Below are 18,712 nucleotides of genomic sequence, written 5' to 3' on the forward strand. Positions count from 1 at the left end.
GGCGCCGGGGCGCGGTGCGGGGCGGGGAGCGCGGGCGTCGCCTGTGTTGCTCTCTCGGATACGTCGCATGCGTCGCTGGAGTCGGTCACGGGCAACCATTGTCCGCTATGCACCCGGTGGATTCGAAGGCGCGTGCGGAAACGAGAGCGGCGGAAAATCGTTGCCGCCGACCCGCGTCCGCCCCTCCCGAAAACCGCCCCCGGCCAGCGAGAATGGCGCCCCACAGCACCCGATGGAAGAGGGAGGCCCTCACGTATGGCTCAGGAAGTACGCGGGGTCGTCGCGCCGGGCAGGAACGAGGCGGTGCGGGTCGAGACGATCGTCGTTCCCGACCCCGGGCCCGGCGAGGCCGTCGTTCAGGTGCAGGCGTGCGGCGTGTGCCACACGGACCTGCACTACAAGCAGGGCGGGATCAGTGACGACTACCCCTTCCTCCTCGGGCACGAGGCGGCGGGCGTCGTGGAGGCGGTCGGCGAGGGCGTCAGCGATGTCGCGCCCGGCGACTTCGTGATCCTCAACTGGCGCGCAGTGTGCGGACAGTGCCGGGCCTGCAAGCGCGGGCGGCCGTGGTACTGCTTCGACACCCACAACGCCGAGCAGAAGATGACCCTCAAGAGTGACGGGCGGGCGCTGGAGCCTGCCCTGGGCATCGGGGCCTTCGTCGAGAAGACGCTGGTCGCCGCGGGGCAGTGCACCAAGGTCGACCCGGCGGTCCCGCCCGCCGTGGCCGGACTGCTGGGCTGCGGAGTGATGGCCGGGATCGGTGCGGCGATCAACACCGGGCAGGTGACCCGCGGGGACACCGTCGCCGTCATCGGGTGCGGCGGCGTCGGGGACGCCGCCATCGCGGGGGCGCGGCTGGCGGGCGCGGCGAAGATCATCGCGGTGGACATCGACGACCGCAAGCTCACCACCGCCGAGAAGATCGGCGCCACGCACGTCGTCAACTCGGCCACCGCTGATCCGGTCGCAGCCATCCGCGAGCTGACCGGCGGCTTCGGCGCGGATGTCGTCATCGAGGCGGTCGGCCGCCCCGAGACGTACAAGCAGGCGTTCTACGCCCGCGATCTGGCCGGCACCGTCGTCCTCGTCGGCGTACCGACGCCGGAGATGAAGCTGGAGCTGCCGCTGCTGGACGTCTTCGGCCGGGGCGGCTCGCTCAAGTCCTCCTGGTACGGCGACTGTCTGCCCTCCCGGGACTTCCCGATGCTGGTGGATCTGCACCAGCAGGGGCGGCTGGACCTGGGCGCCTTCGTCACCGAGACCATCGCGCTGGACGAGGTGGAGAAGGCGTTCGAGCGCATGCACGGCGGCGATGTGCTGCGTTCGGTGGTGGTCTTCTGATGGCGGCCCGTATCGATCACCTCGTCACCAGCGGGGAGTTCCGGCTGGACGGCGAGGTGCACCAGGTCGACAACAACGTGTGGATCGTCGGGGACGACACCGAGGCCGTCGTCATCGACGCGGCCCACGACGCCGACGCCATCGCGGCGGCGCTCGGCGAGCGTACGCTGCGCGCCATCGTGTGCACCCACGCGCACAACGACCACATCGACGCGGCCCCCGCGCTCGCGGAGCGTACGGGCGCGCCGATCCTGCTGCACCCGGACGATCTGCCGCTGTGGAAGATGACGCACCCGGAGCGGTCGCCGGACGGCGAACTGGTGGACGGCCAGGTGGTCTCGGTGGCCGGTACGGAGCTGACCGTGCTGCACACTCCGGGGCACGCGCCCGGCGCGGTCTGCCTCTACGCTCCCGCGCTGGGCACCGTCTTCACGGGCGACACGCTCTTCCAGGGCGGCCCCGGGGCGACCGGGCGGTCCTTCTCGGACCACCCGACCATCGTCCGGTCGATCAAGGAGCGGCTGCTGACGCTGCCGTTGGAGACGGTCGTGCGGACGGGGCACGGGGACAGTACGACGGTGGGGGAGGAGACGGCGAACGTCTGAGGGCCGGCCGGCCGCCGTTGTCCGTCATGGGGCAGCGGCGGCCGGGTCCTCGTTGGGGGCGACCCGGGCCCTCAAGGGAGCGCCGGCTCGGGCGGGGGGCCTGCCGGTGCCTGCGGCGGGTGATCCTTGAGCCAGTCCTGCAGCTCCCGGTGCCGGAACTGGTAGGCGAGACCCTCGACCCTCATCAGCCCCGCTTCGCAGCACCAGTCGAGGAAGGGGCCGAGTCGCCACGGCAGCTCGTTCGTGTGCATACGGAACGCGAGATATCTGCGGCAGCCGCGGGTGGCGAAGACGAACGCCGGAAACCCGATGATGCCGAGGCCGTAGCCGTAGCCCGACCACGACTGGAACGACTGGGACAGGATCGCGCCCAGCGCCAGGGAGGCGGCCACCATCGTCATCACCCCGAGGCGGAACTCCGCGCGCAGCGGGTCCCGGGGGCCGGTCACCGCGGACTGCGGATGCTCGGCCACCGGCCTCGAGGCGAAGAAGACGGCCACCAGCAGTATGTAGCTCACCGCGGCGGCCAGCCCCAGCTCAAGTCGCCGGTAGCCGAAGACGTACGTCCACAAGGGCACGCCGAGGACCACGCCGGCGCAGCCGAAGAGGAAGTTGATGTGGTGCGGTGGCCGTAGGAGCCGTCGCCATTCGAGGCGGCGCGGCATGACGCCGTAGACGCCGCCCGACAGGAAGTAGCCGAACTGGGCGGTGAGAAGGACTCCCACCGCACCGTATGTGGTGTCCGGGATACGAGTGCCGTACCTGCTCGTGACCGTGACACTGACCAGGGGAGCCAGCATCCACAAGAACGCGTCGTTGCTGAAGGACTTCTTGTCGAACAGCCAGAGCCGGTGCAGCACCAGGTCCGTACCGGACACGACGTGGTCGCCGACGTGTCTGCCGCCGTTGTCCCGCAGATAGCGGGCGAGGGTGGCCAGCCACGCCTCCACCTTCGCCGCGTCGTGCTTCCGGCTCCGCCATAACCGTACGCCGGGCGGGCGAACGGTCTGGCTCGCGGTCGCCGCACGGGTGTAGAGGCCGAGCAGATGGTCGGGGACCTCGTGTTCCGGCATCGACAGCAGGGCGTCCGGAGAGGGAACGGGCCCTCTCCGGTCGTCCCTCGCGGCGTAGACGGTGGTCAGCAGCGCCATGCGCCAGGGAGTGTCCAGTACGCGTGCCAGACCGCGCGGCCCACCGCTTTCGTCGTCCCAGGTCAGTGCCTCGGCCACGGCGCGCCACTCCGGTAGCCACTGGCCCGCTTCGTCCTGGAGCCCCGCATCCCGCAGAAAGGCGAGCTGCCGGGCGCTGTCGAGGCGTTGCAGCGTGACCACGGTGGCGTGGGTGAGCCGCGCCGTTCGGGGGAGGGCCCGGTATCTGTCGGAGCGGCACACGACGACCAGCGGGAACTTGCCGACCATGGCGTCGTATTCCTCCTCGATCTTCCTGAGGGCTTCGCGCGCGCGTGACTTCCGCTCGGGGGTGCCCGGCGGATCCATCTCGTCCAAGCCGTCGAGCACCGGCAGGACCAGTCCTTCCTTCAGCAGTTCTCGTGCGACGGCCCGGCTGGGAACCAGCCTGCGGTCGGTCAGTTCCTCCGCCAGCCACTTCTGGAACGGCCGATCCGTGTTCCACTGCGTCAGGGAGACGAGCACCGGCACCGGCGCTCCCTCGCCGCGGGTCTTGAGGAGGTGATCCATGAGCTGGATGACCGCCACCGTCTTGCCTGCCCCGGCCTTGCCCAGAACGACCAGACGTTTGCGGTGGGCGGGCAGGTTCTCGAAGTACTCGCCGAGTGGTTCATCGGGCTTCGCTTCCGGGTCGGCCGCGTCGCGGAAGTCCACCGAGATGGCATTACCGGAGCCGGGAAAATAGCCCTTTGGCGCGCCTTTGAATACCTTTCCGACCTGACGGGAGAAGTCCCGAAGCCGCCGTTCCTGGTCCGATTCGTCGGCGCGCCTGGTGAGGAGCAGACCGTAGATGCCGGGGGCACCCAGGAGCAGAGCGGCCAGCGTCGCGATGAGGTCCATGCCCGGAGTTCCGCGCAGCGGGCCGCTGTCACGCAGAAACCAGAGCGCGATCGCGGCGCCGATCGCGCCGAAGCTCAGGACTTTCCAGACGATTCCGCGGTAGGCGTTCCCTCGTCGGTTCACAAGTCACAAGTGTGACCGTTCGCGTATGGAGAGTCACCCGGTTCCGCGCTATCGGGGTCAGGACGACGCCTACTGCTGATAGCTCTCCAGGAAGCGGCCGATGCGGGAGATCGCCGCATCGAGATCGTCCGCGCGGGGCAGCGTGAGGATGCGGAAGTGGTCGGGGCGGGCCCAGTTGAAGCCGGTGCCCTGGACGACCTGGATCTTTTCGCGGAGCAGCAGATCGAGGACGAAGCGCTCGTCGTCGTAGATCTTGTGGACGTCGGGGTCCAGCCGGGGAAACGCGTACAGAGCGCCCTTCGGCTTGACGCAGCTGACGCCGGGGATCTCGTTCAGCTTGCGCCAGGCGACGTCGCGCTGTTCGTGCAGCCGCCCGCCGGGCAGCACGAGGTCCGCGATCGACTGGCGCCCGCCCAGCGCGGCCTGGATGGCGTGCTGGGCCGGCGCGTTGGGGCACAGCCGCATGGAGGCGAGCATGCCCAGGCCCTCCAGATAGTTGCGGGCGTGCTGCTTGGGGCCCGAGACCAGCAGCCAGCCGGAGCGGAAGCCCGCCACCCGGTACGCCTTGGACAGCCCGCTGAAGGTGAGGCACACCAGGTCAGGGGCCAACGCCCCCACATGGTGGTGGACGGCGTCGTCGTAGAGGATCTTGTCGTAGATCTCGTCGGAGAAGACCATCAGCCCGTTGCGGCGCGCCAGGTCGAGGATGCCCTCCAGCAGTTCGCGGGGGTAGACGGCTCCGGTGGGGTTGTTGGGGCTGATGATGACCACGGCCTTGGTACGGGAGGTGATCTTCGCCGCCATGTCGTCCAGGTCGGGCAGCCAGTCGGCCTGCTCGTCGCACACATAGTGCACGGCCTTGCCGCCCGCCATCGTCGTCACGGCCGTCCACAGCGGGAAGTCGGGTGCGGGGATGAGGACTTCGTCGCCGTCCTCGACCAGCGCCTGTACGGCCATCGAGACGAGTTCCGAGACGCCGTTGCCGAGGTAGACGTCGTCCACGTCGGCCTCGGGGAAGCCGCGCTGCTGGTAGTGCTGGGCCACCGCGCGGCGGGCCGGGAGGATGCCGCGCGACTCGGTGTAGCCGTGCGCCTGGGGGAGCATCCGCACCATGTCCTGGATGATCTCCTCCGGCGCCTCGAACCCGAACAGCGCGGGGTTGCCGGTGTTCAGCCGCAGCACGCTGTGGCCGGCCTCCTCCAGCGCGTCGGCCTGCTCGATCACCGGGCCGCGGATCTCGTAACAGACCTCGCTGAGCTTGTTCGACTGCCGGAACTCCATGCTGCCCCGCCCTCCTGGTCCACGTGTGGCTACTTGGTTCTACCAAGCTGGCACTTGGAAAGTCCAACTTAATGTCTAGACTGAGCGACATGCCGAGCCACGCGAGTACGAGCGAGAGAACGACGAACGCCGGGCGGTCCCGCCGCAGTTACGACCAGTTCTGCGCCATGGCGCGCGCCCTCGACTCCGTGGGGGACCGCTGGACCCTGCTCATCGTCCGCGAACTCCTCGCCGGGCCTCGCCGCTACACCGACCTGCACGCCGATCTGCCCGGCGTCAGCACCGACGTACTGGCCGCGCGGCTCAGGCACATGGAGGGCGAAGGGCTGGCCGAACGGCGCCGCCAGCCGCGGCCCGCCTCCGGCTACGTCTACGAACTCACCGAGCGCGGCCGCGCCCTGCTCCCCGTACTGACAGCCCTCGCCTCCTGGGGCGCCCCCGCGCTGGGCAAACCCCGCGCCACCGACGCGGTACGGGCCCACTGGTGGGCCCTGCCGCTGCGGGAGGCGGTGCGACGGGCGGTCGGCGACACGGTGGACGCGGGGGTCGCGCTCGTCGATGTCGTACTGCCCGAGGGCACCTTCCACCTGCGGCTGGACGAGAACGGGAATCAGGACGGTCCGGTGTACGGCGAAGGTCCGGCGGCCGAGGGGGCCGGGGCGCGGCTGGAGCTGGACGCCGAGGCGTGCGCGGCCCTCGCGGAGGGCTCGCTGAGCCTGGCGGACGGCGTCCGTGCCGGAACGGTGCGGGTGGGGTGCCCCGCTCGGCCTTGACCTTGACGTATGGGTCAATCCCTAACGTCGCGGCATGGACAACACTTCGCTGAAGCACCCAGTGACACCCGCGCCTTCCGCCGCCCCTCGCACCGGGCTGGAGGTGCGCCTGGCCGCCCGGCCGGACGGGCTTCCGGTACCCGGCGACTTCGCGCTCGTGGAGGCCCCCGTTCCGCGCCCCGCGCCTGGTCAGGTGCTGGTGCGCAACCTGTACATGTCGCTCGACCCCGGAATGCTGATGCTGATGTCGGGCCAGTCGCAGCTGCCCTCGCCGGGCTACGGGGTCGGCGAGGTGCTGTACGGAGACGCCGTCGGCGAGGTGGTCGCCTCAGCGGACCCGTCCCTGAGCGAGGGCGATCTGGTGGTGCACCGGCTGGGCTGGCGGGAATACGCCGTGGCCGCCCGCGACGCGTTCCGGCGCGTGCCGCGCGACCTCTACCCGCGCCCCTCCATGCACCTGGGGTTCGGCCTCGTCGCCTACGTCGGGCTGATGGAAGCCGCACAGCTGTGCGCCGGGGACACGGTCTTCGTCTCCAGCGCCGCCGGGGCGACCGGCAGCATGGCGGGACAGATCGCCAGGCTCAAAGGGGCGGGACGGGTGATCGGCAGCGCGGGTTCGCCGGCCAAGGTCGCCCGGCTGACCGGGGAGCTCCGGTTCGACGCGGCCTTCGACTACCACGAGGGACCGGTCCTCGACCGGCTGAGCGAGGCGGCCCCCGACGGCATCGACGTCTACTTCGACAACGTGGGCGGCGAACAGCTGCGAGCGGCCATCGAGGTCATGAACGTCCACGGCCGCATCGCCGTCTGCGGAGCCCTCAACCGCCAGCGCACCGGCCGCCCCGACGAGGGCCCAGGCGACCTGGTGGGCGTCCTCGGCAAGCGGCTGACCATCCGCGGGTTCACCCTGTGGGACCACCTGGAGCGGGCGGCCGAGTTCGGCGAGCAGTTCCGCCGCTGGCTGCGCGAGGGAGCGCTGGTCTACGACGAGACGGTGATCGACGGGCTGGAGAACGCGCCGCGGGCCCTCCTGGATCTCGTCGGCGGCAGCTACAGCGGGAAGACCGTGGTGCGGCTCTGCGGTTGACCCCGGGGGAGACTGTCGTGCTCGACCGAAGGAGACTGCCGTGCTGATAGGCGAGCTGGCCGAACGGACCGGCACCACGACCCGCGCCCTGCGCTACTACGAGGCGCAGGGTCTGCTGGAGTCCGGCCGTACGGCGTCGGGCTACCGGGTCTATGACCCGGCCGCCGTCACCAGGGTCCGCAACGTACGCGACCTGCTGGCCTCCGGGTTCACTGTCGAGAACGTCAAGTCCTTCGTCCACTGGCTCGACGCCGAGCTGCCCGAGGTGTTCGCGTACGCACCGGTGTGCGCCGAGGGTTACGCCGTCGGCGAGCGCAGGGTTGCCGAACTGGAGGAGAAGATCGCCGCTCTCACCAGGCTGCGGGACACCCTTGTGCACCGGATGCCCTGGCTGGCAGCACAGGGCGCCGGGGCGGCCGTACGCGGGTCGGGGTGAGCGCCCCGACCCGCGTACGGTCAGGCGCCGATCGGGTGCCAGACCGTCTTGGTCTCCAGGAAGGCGGTCAGCCGCCCCAACCCCGGCTCGGCCGCCCAGTCGTCGTCGCCCGGCCGCAGCACCCGCTTCAGATTCTCCGCCGCTGCGCCCTCCAGCTCGGCCGCCAGCTCCGCCTCGGCGCCCGCCAGGTCGATCGCGTTCACATCCTGGTGCGCGGCCAGCGGGCGGGCGAGCTCCGCGGTGTTGCCGGAGAGCACATTGACCACGCCGCCGGGCAGGTCGGAGGTGGCCAGCACCTCGGCGAGGGAGAGGGCGGGCAGCGGCGCGTTGCGCGAGGTGGCGACAACTGCCGTGTTGCCGGTGACGATCACCGGCGCCAGTACGGAGACCAGCCCCAGCAGCGAGGACCGCTGCGGGGCCAGCACCGCCACCACGCCCGTCGGCTCCGGGGTCGACAGGTTGAAGAACGGGCCCGCGACCGGGTTGCCGCCGCCCACCACCTGGGTCACCTTGTCCGACCAGCCCGCGTACCAGACCCAGCGGTCGATCGCCGCGTCCGTCTGCGCCTGCGCCTTCGCCTTCGAGATCCCCTCGGCCGCCGCCACCTCGGCGGCGAACTGCTCGCGGCGGCCCTCCAGCATCTCCGCGATCCGGTAGAGGATCTGCCCGCGGTTGTAGGCCGTGGCCCCCGACCAGCCGCCGAACGCCTTACGGGCCGCGACCACCGCGTCCCGCGCGTCCTTACGGGAGGCGAGCGGGGCATTGGCCAGCCACTGGCCGCTCTTGGCGTCCGTCACCTCGTACACCCTGCCGCTCTCGCTCCGCGGGAACTTGCCACCGACGTACAGCTTGTAGGTCTTCAGTACGGACAGCCGCGCGCTGCTCCGCGCATCAGGCGTGCTCAAGGTAAGCCTCCAGACCGTGCCTGCCACCCTCGCGGCCGTAGCCGGACTCCTTGTAGCCGCCGAACGGCGAGGTCGGGTCGAACTTGTTGAACGTATTGGCCCACACGACGCCGGCCCGCAGCTGGTCGGCCAGCTTCAGAATCCGCGAGCCCTTCTCCGTCCAGATCCCGGCGGAGAGGCCGTAGGGCGTGTTGTTGGCCTTCGCGACCGCCTCGTCCGGCGTACGGAAGGTGAGCACCGACAGCACAGGGCCGAAGATCTCCTCCCGGGCGATCCGGTGCGCCTGGCTGACGCCCGTGAAGACGGTCGGCGCGAACCAGTAGCCCTCGCCGGGCAGCTCGCACGGCGGCGACCAGCGCTGCGCGCCCTCCGCCTCGCCCGCCTCGGCCAGCTCGGTGATCCGGGCCAGCTGCTCGGCGGAGTTGATGGCCCCCACATCGGTGTTCTTGTCCAGCGGATCGCCGACCCGCAGCGTGCTCAGCCGCCGCTTGAGCGCGTCCAGCACCTCCTCCTGCACCGACTCCTGCACCAGCAGCCGGGAGCCCGCGCAGCACACCTGCCCCTGGTTGAAGAAGATGCCGCCGACGATGCCCTCGACCGCCTGGTCCAGGGGCGCGTCCTCGAACACGATGTTCGCGCCCTTCCCGCCGAGTTCGAGCGTCAGCCGCTTGTCCGTCCCCGCGACGGTGCGGGCGATCTCCTTGCCCACGACGGTCGACCCGGTGAAGGCCACCTTGTTCACATCCGGGTGCGCCACCAGCGCGGCGCCCGTCGCACCGTCGCCGGTCACGATGTTGACGACGCCCTTGGGCAGCCCCGCCTGCCGGCAGATGTCCGCGAAGAACAGCGCCGACAGCGGCGTCGTCTCGGCGGGCTTGAGCACCACCGTATTGCCGGTGGCCAGCGCCGGAGCGACCTTCCAGGCCAGCATCAGCAGCGGGAAGTTCCACGGGATGACCTGCGCGGCAACCCCCAGCGGACGCGGCTCGGGCCCGCACCCGGCGTACGCCAGCTTGTCGGCCCACCCGGCGTAGTAGAAGAAGTGCGCCGCCACCAGCGGCAGGTCCGCGTCCCTTGTCTCCCGGATCGGCTTGCCGTTGTCCAGTGTCTCCAGCACCGCGAGCTCGCGCGAACGCTCCTGGATGATCCGCGCGATCCGGAACAGATACTTCGCCCGCTCCGCGCCCGGCAGCGCCGACCACGCCCCGAACGCACCCCGCGCGGCCCGCACCGCCGCGTCCACGTCGTCCGCGTCCCCGTAGGCGACCTCGGACAACACCTCCTCACTGGCGGGTGCCAGCGTCTTGAACACCTTTCCGGCCGCTGCCTCCCGGAACTCCCCGTCCACGAAGAGCCCATAGGACGGTGCGATGTCGACGACGGCGCGGGACTCGGGCGCGGGTGCGTAAGCGAACAACTTCGACGGCTGTGACGGCTGTGACGGCTGTTCGGTCATGGCTCGTTCGGTCATGGCTCAGTCCACCGTTACGTAGTCGGGACCGGAGTAGCGCCCGGTCGACAGCTTCTGGCGCTGCATCAGCAGGTCGTTCAGCAGGCTGGACGCCCCGAACCTGAACCAGTCGGGGCTCAGCCAGTCATCGCCCAGCGTCTCGTTCACCAGCACCAGGTACTTCACCGCGTCCTTGGCCGTGCGGATCCCACCCGCGGGCTTGACCCCCACCTGACGCCCCGTCGCGGCCCGGAAGTCCCGTACGGCCTCCAGCATCAGCAACGTGTTCGGCGGCGTCGCGTTGACGCCGACCTTCCCCGTCGAGGTCTTGATGAAGTCGGCCCCGGCGAGCATGGCCAGCCAGGAGGCCCGCCGGATGTTGTCGTAGGTGGCCAGCTCCCCGTTCTCGAAGATCACCTTCAGATGAGCCCCACCGCAGGCGGCCTTCACCTCTCGGATCTCCTCGAAGACCTGCAGGTACCGCCCGGCGAGAAAGGCCCCCCGGTCGATCACCATGTCGATCTCGTCGGCCCCGGCGGCAACCGCCTCCCGCGTATCGGCCAGCTTGACCGGCATCGCGGCCCGCCCGGCCGGGAACGCGGTCGCCACGGACGCCACATTGATCTCGCCGGCCCCCAGCTCCGCCAGCGCTTCCTTCGCAACGCGGGCCATATCCGGGTACACACAGATGGCCGCGACCCGGGGCGCCGACCGGTCACCCGGGTCGGGGTTCGCCCCCTTCGCGCACAGGGACCGCACCTTGCCCGGCGTATCGGCGCCTTCCAGCGTCGTCAGGTCGATCATCGAGATCGCCAGATCGATCGCGTACGCCTTGGCGGTCGTCTTGATGGAACGGGTCCCCAGCGCGGCGGCCCGGGCCTCCAGCCCGACCGCGTCGACACCCGGGAGCCCCTGCAGAAAGCGACGGAGAGCGGCGTCGGAAGTCACGACATCGGAGAGGGAGCCCCTCCCGGCGTCGCGAGGGGCCGCATCGGTAGACATGGTCACCAGGGCACCATATCTACGCGCGTAGTGACTGTCACCCCATAGACAGCCCCCGGCCTGCGGGGCACCGAGACCTGGGCCTGCGGCGTGGGCTCCAGCCCCGGGGGAGTGGCCGACATGGCGACCGCGCTGCGCAGGCTCGGGCCGCGCACCGCGCTCGCGGCGGCCTTCGGCGACGACATGTACGGCGACTACTGCTGGGAGGCGCTCTCCGTCAGTGAGGACATCGACCTGAGCCCCGCGCTCGCGGGCCTGCCCCGGCCGGGTGGGGAACCCGGTGGGGCAGGCCCCTCCGACATACCGACTGGTCGGTTCCCCAAACGCATCCCCCGGCGACGGCGGCAGAACGGCGCCCACGCCGGACGTGCGCGGAACGCAGCCGAGGTGGGATAAAGGGTTCACGCGGCCAGCACGGTCTCTCATACGGGACCAGGCCGTGAACGCTGCGTCGCATGTCCGCTTCAACTCGTCGGCACCAGCGATTCATCTAGCCTGTTTCCACGACCGCATCCGGCGTCCTGCCCTGCTGCCCCTGTTTGGCGCGTTGGATACACATCCGGGTGAAGGCGAAGACCTCGTCGGCGGTGTCGGCGGGCTTGGCAGTGTCGGTCGCCCCCAATTGGCACACGACGGTGCCGATCCTGGCCGCAACGACCATCCCCACCACGTGGCCGGAGGGGGTGTAGTCGATGAAGGCCATGCTCTCGTCACCGATTTTCGGCATGGCTAGAGACTCGATGTCCTGATCGATGTCCCATCCCGCAAGGATGTCGGAGCGGTTGAATCTCTTCGAGGCTGAGGCCGCGCTCTCGAAGAAGTCCATTTCCAGAGTGATGCCGTAGTCAGGCCCTGTGAGTTCTATGCCGCCTTCGAGCGGCGGGTCGCCCGGATCAACCGGATACCTTGCCTCGCTTGCCGTAACCACATCGGGTTCGCCGGCTGCCGACCAGCCGGCAGGCAGGGCGGACTGGTCCGGCATGACCGCCTTCGCGACGTTTCTGGTCGTGATCGGCTTTAGTTTGGGCACGTTTCCGGTGTGCGGGGTAGTGGTCGAGTCGGTGGACGGCGTGGCTGGTGAGTTGTCGGTGCTGATCACTTGCACCGTGCCATATGTACCCAAGGCAAGTAATAAGGCCAGCACGATGACGGCAGCGCCAAGAGCAAGGTATGCGCCACGTGACTTCGTGATCGTCAATGGACCGATGTTGATGGTGCCCTTCACGGTGCTGCTGCTGACGCTGACCGTCTGTACGGTCATGTCCCTGCCTGCATGGAGCGTGCTCTGCGTCGCAGCGGTTTCCAGCCGTGTCGCAAAGTCTGGATCGTCGGCGAGAACCCTCGTCAGGACCGTCCGCACCTGGCTTTCCGCTTCAGTTGATCCAGGCTCCTGATCGAGCTGCGCCAGTACCGTACGGCCTTCCTGAGATCCGCCGAGCCGGTCCCGGACCAGCCGGGATACCTCCTCACCGGCTGCCGTTCCCACACTGGTGCCTGCCCCGGTTGCCAGGGCGGTGATCATCTGCGTGACGATCGATGCCAGGTTGGCCGCTTCCATGCGTACCCTCCGCCCGTATGACAGCTGTGGTCAGCAAGGGCCATACCCTTCCTCTGTTCGACTTGACCGCCACTGAGCATCCCGTCGGAAAACTGAGGGTTGAGCTGAAGGTCATCGGCATAGGATCAGCCGCATGGCGACGCGTCCCGTACAAATTGCGATGAAGGCTCTGGACGACTCCACGGTCGGCCAGTTCTGGGCCGAGGTGCTGGACTGGGGGATCAGCAGCGAGGAGCCCGGCGTCACCAATCTGGAGCCCAAAGGCGTCCCCTACCCCGACCCCAGCGCGATCTGCATCGACATCCTCCGTACACCCGACCCCAAAACGGTGAAGAACCGCCTCCACATCGACCTCGCCACCACCTCGGCGGCCCATCAGGCAGACCTGGTCGCGCGCCTCCAGGCCCTCGGAGCGACCCCCGCGGACGTGGGCCAGGGCGACGTGCCCTGGACGGTCCTCGCCGACCCGGAGGGCAACGAGTTCTGTGTGCTGGAGCCCCGGGAGATCTACCGGGACACCGGGCCGGTGGCCGCGGTGGTGGTCGACTGCGCGGACCCGCGGGCCATGGCCCGGTTCTGGGACGAGGCGATCGACTGGACCCTGCACGAGGTGACCGACGACCGGGCGGTGCTGCGCTCCGCCGACGGCGTCGGGCCGTATCTCGAGTTCCTCCGCACGCCCGACGTGAAGACGGGGTGGAACCGCATCCATCTCGACCTCCGGCCGTATCCCGGAGACGACAAGGAGGCGGAGGTGGACCGGCTGCGGGCGCTCGGCGCCACCGATCTCGACATCGGCCAGGGCGATGTGCCGTGGACGGTCCTCTCCGACCCGGAGGGCAACGAGTTCTGCGTCCTCGCCCCGCTCTGACGCGGAGCACGCCGGCGCCTTCGATGCCGTACCGCAACGTCCGTCATACGGACGGTCCGGCACAATCGTTCGCATGACGAGCGAGGAGAAGGACCAGGGCGAGGGGGCCGGAAACGACGCCGGTGGCGGACCGGGAAACGGAACCGGATCCGGAACCGGATCCGGCGAGGCGCCCGAAAACGCTGCCCAGGCGTTTCCGGACCGCGTCTACCGCTCGGCCGCCGCCATGGCAGGCGGCATCGCCATGCTGGCCATCGGGCTGTGGCTGTCGATCGACGCGATCCTCGGCGGCGAGGGCCGCACCCCGTGGCTCGCGCTGGCCGGGCTGCTGTTCGCCGTGCCGCTCGTCGTCGCCTTCACCCTGCGCCCCGCCGTCTTCGCGGGGGAGCAGCGGATGCGGGTGCGCAACCCCTTCCGGACCATCGAGGCGCCGTGGGGGGCCGTGGAGACGGTACGCGCAGGCTACTCCAGCGAGTTCGTGGCGAACGGCACGAAGTACCAGCTCTGGGCCATCCCCGTCTCGCTGCGGGCCCGGAAGAAGGCGACCCGGCACAACGAGCGGATCGCCTCGGGCCGCCCGCCCGCCACCGGGCCCGGCGGACTGTTCGGCGGGCGCGGTGTGCCGGACCTCGCCCCGGACGAGTCGGAACTGCGGGAGAAGCGGGCCCCCTCAGACCAGTCCGTGGACGAGCTCCGCGAGCTGCTGGAGACGCACGGGGGCGAGGAGGAGGCCCAGGGCGAGGTCGCAGTCCGCTGGTCGTTCGAGGTCATCGCCCCGGCCGTGGCGGGCGCCGTCCTCCTTGCCGTACTGCTGGCGACGAGCTGACGCACCCGGAATGCCCTCCTTGTCCTACGACAGCGGGCGATATTCGGCCGTTCAGTCGGGAGGAATCGGTCCATCCGCCCATTTGGTCTGGGCTGCCACGTGTCTGGCGTAGAAGCTGTGGACGTCCGGTGACCGCGGCAACCTGTGGTCACACAGCTCCCGCCGGGGGGCGGGACTGATTCACTTCGGGGGGAAAACCAAATGAAGAACGTGCTCAAAGGGTCCCGCGCACTGCTCGTGGGCGGCGCGCTCCTGACCGGCGCGCTGACGGTGACGGCGGCCGGGACCGCGACCGCAGCACCGCAGTCGTCCGGGGACTCGGCGGTGAGTTCGAGCCGCGGGGTGGCCGGTGCTCCGGCACCGTCGGCGACGGTGGCGACCTACACGGTCAACGTCTGGGCGAGGGTCAACCACCGCACAGGTCCGCACACCTCGTCCTCGCTGATCGGGACCCTGGGGACGGGCGACAACCCGCACCAGGCACAGTGCTGGATCTACGGCGACACCGTCACCGCTGAGGGCTACACGAACAACATCTGGATCAAGGCGTACAACAAGGCCGCCAAGAAGTGGGGCTACTCCAGCGCCATCTACTTCAAGGGCGACAAGCGCGCCAACCTGCCCTACAGCGCGAAGTGCTGATCCTCACCTGACGCTGCGACAGGAGGCTGCCGCCGCAGAACCCACTGCGGCGACAGCCTCCTCGGCATTCGGTCACGACGGCTGAGCCGACCCCTCCCGGGTCCGCTCGACCAGCAACTCCGCCTCCTGCGACGACAGTTCCACCCCGAACGTGTCCGACAGCAGCTTGGGCAGCTCGTGCGGCTCCACGGTGCGCTGCTCGTCGGGCTCGGGCTCCGTACTGTCCGCCGCCGTCGTCGTCCAGATGAGTCCGTCGAGCTGGTCGGTGCGGTCGGCGCGGATGCGCTGGAGGAACGGGCGGCGGTTGAAGGGGGAGTGGCCACTGGTGGCGATGAAGTGGTTGCCGAGCGCGTAGTCCACCGGATACTGCGGGTTCTCGGTGAAGTTGTGCCGCACCATCCAGCCGCCATGGCCGTCCGGCTGGTGCAGCGCCCAGCCGTCAGCGCCCGGCGTGATCTCCGTACGGCGCAGCAGGAACGGCCGGCCCTCGATCGTCACCTCGTTGCCGTCCACCAGCTCGATCGGGGCGAGCGGACTGATGCCGAAGCCGACATCGCTCAGCCAGCGCCGCCCGCCGAGATCGACGAGCAGCATCGCATGCGTCGCCGGAAGGATCTTCTCCGCACCCAGCTGCACCCGCCCGCTCACCGCGGTGAACCGGAAACCCAGCCGCTCCAGCGCCGCCGCGTACAGCGTGACGTGCTCATAGCAGTAACCGCCCCGCCCACGGCGGATCAGCTTCTCCTCCAGATCCGCCAACTCCAGCGAGACCGACCGATACAGAAAACTGTCCAGATTGTCCCAGCGCACCGACAGCACATGCGCCCGCTGCAGCGCGCGCAACGTCTCCAGCGCGGGGACGCGCTCCCCCTCGTATCCCAGCCGGGAGAGATAGGCGTCGAGGTCGAGCTGGTCACCGTGCCACATGTCGTCGGTCTCCCACCTGGAGCTCTTACGGGGCTGCTCGGGGAACCTACGCGAAGGGGGCGGCTATTCCGGAGGCGCGGAACAGCCGCCCCTGGCCGCCCGGGCTCAGAGCCCCGTCGCCTGCTTCAGGTCGGCCTTGAGCTGTTCCAGTACGCCAGCGGCGCGCTCCCGTGCGCCGGGCAGCTCCGCGGAATCCCCGACCGGGACGACGACCTCGAGATAGCACTTGAGCTTCGGCTCCGTGCCGCTGGGCCGGACGACGACGCGTCCGCCCTCGACACCGTCGGCGCCCGCCAGCCGGTAGCGCAGCCCGTCCGTCGGGGGAAGGAGCTCGCTGCCCTGGTTCAGGTCGTCGGCCTGCGCCACGGCCAGTCCGCCCAGTGCGGCCGGCGGTTCGGCGCGCAGCCGCCGCATTCCGGAGGCGATCAGCGACAGGTCGGCCACCCGCACCGACAGCTGGTCGGTGGCGTGGACGCCGTGCTCGACGTCGAGGTCGTCCAGCAGATCCGTCAGCGTGCGCCCGGCCTGCTTCAGCCCGGCGGCCAGTTCGGCGACGAGCAGCGCCGCCGTGATGCCGTCCTTGTCGCGTACGCCCTCCGGGTCGACGCAGTAGCCCAGCGCCTCCTCGTAGCCGTAGCGCAGCCCGTCCACCCGGGCCAGCCATTTGAAGCCGGTCAGCGTCTCGGTGTACGGCAGCCGCGCGGACTCGGCGATCCGGGAGAGCAGCGAGGAGGAGACGATGGTCGTCGCGAAGGTCCCCTCGGCGTGCTTGCCGATCAGGTGCGCTGCCAGCAGCGCGCCCACCTGGTCGCCGCGGAGCATCCGCCAGCCGGCCCCGGCTCGCGCGTCCGGTACGGCGACGGCGCAGCGGTCCGCGTCCGGGTCGTTGGCGATGATCACGTCGGGGCGCTCGCCGTGCTCGGCCTCCCAGGCGCGCGCGGTCGCGAACGCGCGGTCCATCGCGCCGGGCTCCTCCGGGTTGGGGAACGCGACGGTCGGGAAGTCCGGGTCGGGCTCGGCCTGTTCCGGCACCGGGACGAGCCCGGGGAAGCCCGCACGCGCGAAGGCGAGCTGCGCCGTGCGGTGCCCGACCCCGTGCATCGCGGTGTGCACGACCCGCACGTCGCGCGGCCAGCCCTCGGTGAGGACGGCGGCGGTACGCGCGAGATAGGCGTCCCGTACGTCGTCGCCGAGCACCTGCCAGCCGGAGCCGGGGCGGGGGACACCGCCCAGCGGCCCCACGGACGAGATCAGGTCCGCGATCTGTCCGTCGGCCGGCGGCACGATCTGCAGGCCGTCGTCCAGATAGACCTTGTAGCCGTTGTCGCGCGGCGGGTTGTGGCTGGCGGTGACCATGATCCCGGCGGCGGCGCCCAGATGCCGTACGGCGAACGCCAGCACGGGGGTGGGCAGCGGCTCGGGCAGCGTCGCGGCGCGCAGCCCGGCGCCGACCATCACGGCCGCGGTGTCCCGCGCGAAGTCGGCGCTCTTGTGCCGCGCGTCGTACCCGATCACCACCAGCGGCCGGTCCCCGTCCCCCGCGTGCGCCCGCAGATACGCGGCGATCCCGGCCGCCGCGCGAATGACGACGGCCCGGTTCATCCGCATCGGACCCGCGCCCAGTTCGCCGCGGAGTCCGGCCGTGCCGAACTGGAGGGTGCCGGAGAACCGGTCCCGCAGCTCGGCCACATCGCGGGCCTCGACCAGCTTGGCGAGCTCCTCGCGGGTCTCCGGGTCCGGGTCCTCGGCCAGCCAGTCGCGGGCCCGGGCGAGCAGCGCGTCGTCGTCCCGCAGGCCGTCGCTCATCTTCTTGGTCCTGCCTTTCACGGTGGGCTGGAGAGCCATGGGGTGGGAGTATCCGATCTCTGGCCGTCACAGAGGGTGACGCGGAGGGCTCAGATCCGCTTCAGCACCTCGCCGAGCAGCGTGCCCATGCGCACCGCCGAGTCCCGGCCCGCCTGCAGGACCTCTTCGTGGTTGAGGGGCTCGCCCGTCATCCCTGCGGCCAGGTTGGTCACCAGCGAGACGCCGAGCACCTCGGCCCCGGCCTCACGTGCGGCGATGGCTTCCAGGACGGTGGACATGCCCACGAGGTCGCCGCCGATGGTGCGGACGAAGCCGATCTCGGCCGGTGTCTCGTAGTGCGGCCCGGGGAGCTGGACGTAGACGCCCTCTTCCAGCGTCGGGTCGATCTCCTTGCACAGCGCGCGCAGCCGCGGCGAGTACAGATCGGTGAGGTCGACGAAGTTGGCCCCGACGATGGGGGAGGTGGCGGTGAGGTTGATGTGGTCACTGATGAGGACCGGCTGACCCGGCCGCATGCCCGGCCGCAGCCCACCGCAGCCGTTGGTGAGGACGACGGTCTTGCAGCCCGCCGCCACGGCCGTACGCACCCCGTGCGCGACGGCCGCGACACCGCGGCCCTCGTACGCGTGCGTACGGCCGAGGAAGACGAGTGCGCGCTTGTCGCCCACCCGGTGCGAGCGGATCTTGCCGGCGTGGCCGGCGGCGGTCGGGGGCGGGAACCCCGGCAGCTCGGTGACCGCGAGCTCGTGGTCGGCCACTCCGAGCGTGTCGGCCGCGGGCACCCAGCCGGAGCCCATGACGAGGGCCACGTCGTGGCTGTCCTCGCCGGTCAGGGCCCGCAGCTTGGCGGCGGCCTCCTCGGCGGAGCGGTAGGGGTCGTCGGCGATGTGCGTAGTGGCAGAAGCGTTCACGCGACGAGGGTAGCCCGTTATCGCCTACGCGCGTAGACGTAGGGCGCAACTGATGTGCAGGTCCGGACGAAGACACGGCCGCTATGCCTGTGGGGCGGTGCCTTCTGCCAGGTCTCATTCCGCGTACCCCGCATAGGG

Annotated in this window: 17 protein-coding genes and 1 pseudogene; 9 read left to right on the plus strand and 9 right to left on the minus strand. The window is 70.3% G+C overall.

Going from position 1 to position 18,712, the window contains the following annotated elements:
* Positions 1-255 precede the first annotated feature (255 nt).
* On the plus strand, positions 256-1,344 hold the full coding sequence (locus ITI46_RS15190; RefSeq protein ID WP_209240070.1) for an S-(hydroxymethyl)mycothiol dehydrogenase: 1,089 nt from the start codon (positions 256-258) through the stop codon (positions 1,342-1,344).
* Positions 1,344-1,949 carry an MBL fold metallo-hydrolase gene (locus tag ITI46_RS15195; RefSeq protein ID WP_209240071.1) on the plus strand — a complete coding sequence of 202 codons (606 nt, stop codon included), beginning with the start codon at positions 1,344-1,346 and terminating at the stop codon, positions 1,947-1,949. Before ITI46_RS15190 ends, ITI46_RS15195 begins: the two co-directional genes overlap by 1 nt.
* A gap of 71 nt (positions 1,950-2,020) precedes the next feature.
* Here the strand turns inward: ITI46_RS15195 and ITI46_RS15200 are convergent, their stop codons facing one another.
* Positions 2,021-4,099: an NACHT domain-containing protein gene (locus tag ITI46_RS15200; protein WP_209240072.1), complete on the minus strand. Its 2,079-nt coding sequence runs from the start codon at positions 4,097-4,099 to the stop codon at positions 2,021-2,023.
* Positions 4,100-4,168: 69 nt separating this feature from the next.
* Positions 4,169-5,380: a pyridoxal phosphate-dependent aminotransferase gene (locus tag ITI46_RS15205; protein ID WP_209240073.1), complete on the minus strand. Its 1,212-nt coding sequence runs from the start codon at positions 5,378-5,380 to the stop codon at positions 4,169-4,171.
* A gap of 89 nt (positions 5,381-5,469) precedes the next feature.
* Here ITI46_RS15205 and ITI46_RS15210 point away from each other — a divergent pair, with 89 nt between their 5' ends.
* Genes ITI46_RS15210 through ITI46_RS15220 form a run of 3 tightly spaced genes read left to right on the plus strand, consistent with a single transcriptional unit; the run spans position 5,470 to position 7,676 of the window.
* Complete coding sequence (locus tag ITI46_RS15210; RefSeq protein WP_209240074.1) at positions 5,470-6,153, plus strand: winged helix-turn-helix transcriptional regulator; 684 nt, start codon at positions 5,470-5,472, stop codon at positions 6,151-6,153.
* A 34-nt stretch (positions 6,154-6,187) separates the two neighbouring features.
* Entirely contained in the window at positions 6,188-7,240 is a 1,053-nt protein-coding gene (locus ITI46_RS15215; RefSeq protein WP_209240075.1) for an NADP-dependent oxidoreductase, read from the plus strand.
* Positions 7,241-7,280: 40 nt separating this feature from the next.
* On the plus strand, positions 7,281-7,676 hold the full coding sequence (locus ITI46_RS15220) for a MerR family transcriptional regulator (protein WP_209240076.1): 396 nt from the start codon (positions 7,281-7,283) through the stop codon (positions 7,674-7,676).
* Between the two features lie 20 nt (positions 7,677-7,696).
* Here ITI46_RS15220 and ITI46_RS15225 read toward each other — a convergent pair whose 3' ends face one another.
* Genes ITI46_RS15225 through deoC form a run of 3 tightly spaced genes read right to left on the minus strand, consistent with a single transcriptional unit; the run spans position 7,697 to position 11,033 of the window.
* The gene (locus ITI46_RS15225; RefSeq protein ID WP_209240077.1) at positions 7,697-8,581 is read right to left on the minus strand and encodes an aldehyde dehydrogenase family protein; all 885 of its coding nucleotides are present in this window, start codon (positions 8,579-8,581) and stop codon (positions 7,697-7,699) included.
* On the minus strand, positions 8,568-10,052 hold the full coding sequence (locus tag ITI46_RS15230; RefSeq protein WP_372451954.1) for an aldehyde dehydrogenase family protein: 1,485 nt from the start codon (positions 10,050-10,052) through the stop codon (positions 8,568-8,570). The genes ITI46_RS15225 and ITI46_RS15230 overlap by 14 nt, the downstream gene beginning before the upstream one ends.
* 3 nt (positions 10,053-10,055) lie before the next feature.
* A complete protein-coding gene (gene deoC, locus ITI46_RS15235) occupies positions 10,056-11,033 on the minus strand; it encodes a deoxyribose-phosphate aldolase (RefSeq protein ID WP_209240078.1) in 978 nt (325 codons plus the stop codon).
* 60 nt (positions 11,034-11,093) lie between these two features.
* On the opposite strand from deoC, the pseudogene ITI46_RS15240 reads away from it, so the two are divergent.
* Positions 11,094-11,279: pseudogene (locus ITI46_RS15240) on the plus strand (carbohydrate kinase family protein); the annotation flags it as partial.
* Positions 11,280-11,523: 244 nt separating this feature from the next.
* Here the strand turns inward: ITI46_RS15240 and ITI46_RS15245 are convergent.
* Positions 11,524-12,591: a hypothetical protein gene (locus ITI46_RS15245; RefSeq protein ID WP_209240079.1), complete on the minus strand. Its 1,068-nt coding sequence runs from the start codon at positions 12,589-12,591 to the stop codon at positions 11,524-11,526.
* Positions 12,592-12,724: 133 nt separating this feature from the next.
* Between ITI46_RS15245 and ITI46_RS15250 the strand changes: the two genes are divergently transcribed.
* The 3 genes from ITI46_RS15250 to ITI46_RS15260 all read left to right on the plus strand — a co-directional run bounded on the left by ITI46_RS15250 (position 12,725) and on the right by ITI46_RS15260 (position 14,930).
* Positions 12,725-13,462 carry a VOC family protein gene (locus ITI46_RS15250; RefSeq protein ID WP_209240080.1) on the plus strand — a complete coding sequence of 246 codons (738 nt, stop codon included), beginning with the start codon at positions 12,725-12,727 and terminating at the stop codon, positions 13,460-13,462.
* A gap of 73 nt (positions 13,463-13,535) precedes the next feature.
* The gene (locus ITI46_RS15255) at positions 13,536-14,288 is read left to right on the plus strand and encodes a PH domain-containing protein (protein WP_209240081.1); all 753 of its coding nucleotides are present in this window, start codon (positions 13,536-13,538) and stop codon (positions 14,286-14,288) included.
* A 201-nt stretch (positions 14,289-14,489) separates the two neighbouring features.
* The gene (locus tag ITI46_RS15260; protein WP_209240082.1) at positions 14,490-14,930 is read left to right on the plus strand and encodes an SH3 domain-containing protein; all 441 of its coding nucleotides are present in this window, start codon (positions 14,490-14,492) and stop codon (positions 14,928-14,930) included.
* Between the two features lie 72 nt (positions 14,931-15,002).
* Here ITI46_RS15260 and ITI46_RS15265 read toward each other — a convergent pair whose 3' ends face one another.
* The 3 genes from ITI46_RS15265 to ITI46_RS15275 all read right to left on the minus strand — a co-directional run bounded on the left by ITI46_RS15265 (position 15,003) and on the right by ITI46_RS15275 (position 18,574).
* Positions 15,003-15,857, minus strand: coding sequence for an arylamine N-acetyltransferase family protein (locus tag ITI46_RS15265; RefSeq protein WP_209240083.1), 855 nt, complete (start codon positions 15,855-15,857; stop codon positions 15,003-15,005).
* Positions 15,858-15,962: 105 nt separating this feature from the next.
* Complete coding sequence (locus ITI46_RS15270; protein ID WP_209240099.1) at positions 15,963-17,663, minus strand: phospho-sugar mutase; 1,701 nt, start codon at positions 17,661-17,663, stop codon at positions 15,963-15,965.
* A gap of 89 nt (positions 17,664-17,752) precedes the next feature.
* Positions 17,753-18,574, minus strand: coding sequence for a purine-nucleoside phosphorylase (locus tag ITI46_RS15275; protein WP_209240084.1), 822 nt, complete (start codon positions 18,572-18,574; stop codon positions 17,753-17,755).
* Between the last annotated feature and the right edge of the window lie 138 nt (positions 18,575-18,712).

The sequence above is a fragment of the Streptomyces oryzae genome, assembly GCF_017676365.1.
Classification (GTDB): domain Bacteria; phylum Actinomycetota; class Actinomycetes; order Streptomycetales; family Streptomycetaceae; genus Streptomyces; species Streptomyces oryzae.

Excerpts from the sequence above, each read along its gene's own strand:
- ITI46_RS15265 (WP_209240083.1), bottom strand. The coding sequence starts at position 15,857 with ATGTGGCACGGTGACCAGCTCGACCTCGACGCCTATCTCTCCCGGCTG.
- ITI46_RS15255 (WP_209240081.1), top strand. The coding sequence starts at position 13,536 with ATGACGAGCGAGGAGAAGGACCAGGGCGAGGGGGCCGGAAACGACGCC.
- ITI46_RS15195 (WP_209240071.1), top strand. The coding sequence starts at position 1,344 with ATGGCGGCCCGTATCGATCACCTCGTCACCAGCGGGGAGTTCCGGCTG.
- ITI46_RS15210 (WP_209240074.1), top strand. The coding sequence starts at position 5,470 with ATGCCGAGCCACGCGAGTACGAGCGAGAGAACGACGAACGCCGGGCGG.
- ITI46_RS15190 (WP_209240070.1), top strand. The coding sequence starts at position 256 with ATGGCTCAGGAAGTACGCGGGGTCGTCGCGCCGGGCAGGAACGAGGCG.
- ITI46_RS15205 (WP_209240073.1), bottom strand. The coding sequence starts at position 5,380 with ATGGAGTTCCGGCAGTCGAACAAGCTCAGCGAGGTCTGTTACGAGATC.
- ITI46_RS15245 (WP_209240079.1), bottom strand. The coding sequence starts at position 12,591 with ATGGAAGCGGCCAACCTGGCATCGATCGTCACGCAGATGATCACCGCC.
- ITI46_RS15260 (WP_209240082.1), top strand. The coding sequence starts at position 14,490 with ATGAAGAACGTGCTCAAAGGGTCCCGCGCACTGCTCGTGGGCGGCGCG.
- ITI46_RS15270 (WP_209240099.1), bottom strand. The coding sequence starts at position 17,663 with ATGAGCGACGGCCTGCGGGACGACGACGCGCTGCTCGCCCGGGCCCGC.
- deoC (WP_209240078.1), bottom strand. The coding sequence starts at position 11,033 with ATGTCTACCGATGCGGCCCCTCGCGACGCCGGGAGGGGCTCCCTCTCC.
- ITI46_RS15250 (WP_209240080.1), top strand. The coding sequence starts at position 12,725 with ATGGCGACGCGTCCCGTACAAATTGCGATGAAGGCTCTGGACGACTCC.
- ITI46_RS15230 (WP_372451954.1), bottom strand. The coding sequence starts at position 10,052 with ATGACCGAACGAGCCATGACCGAACAGCCGTCACAGCCGTCACAGCCG.
- ITI46_RS15215 (WP_209240075.1), top strand. The coding sequence starts at position 6,188 with ATGGACAACACTTCGCTGAAGCACCCAGTGACACCCGCGCCTTCCGCC.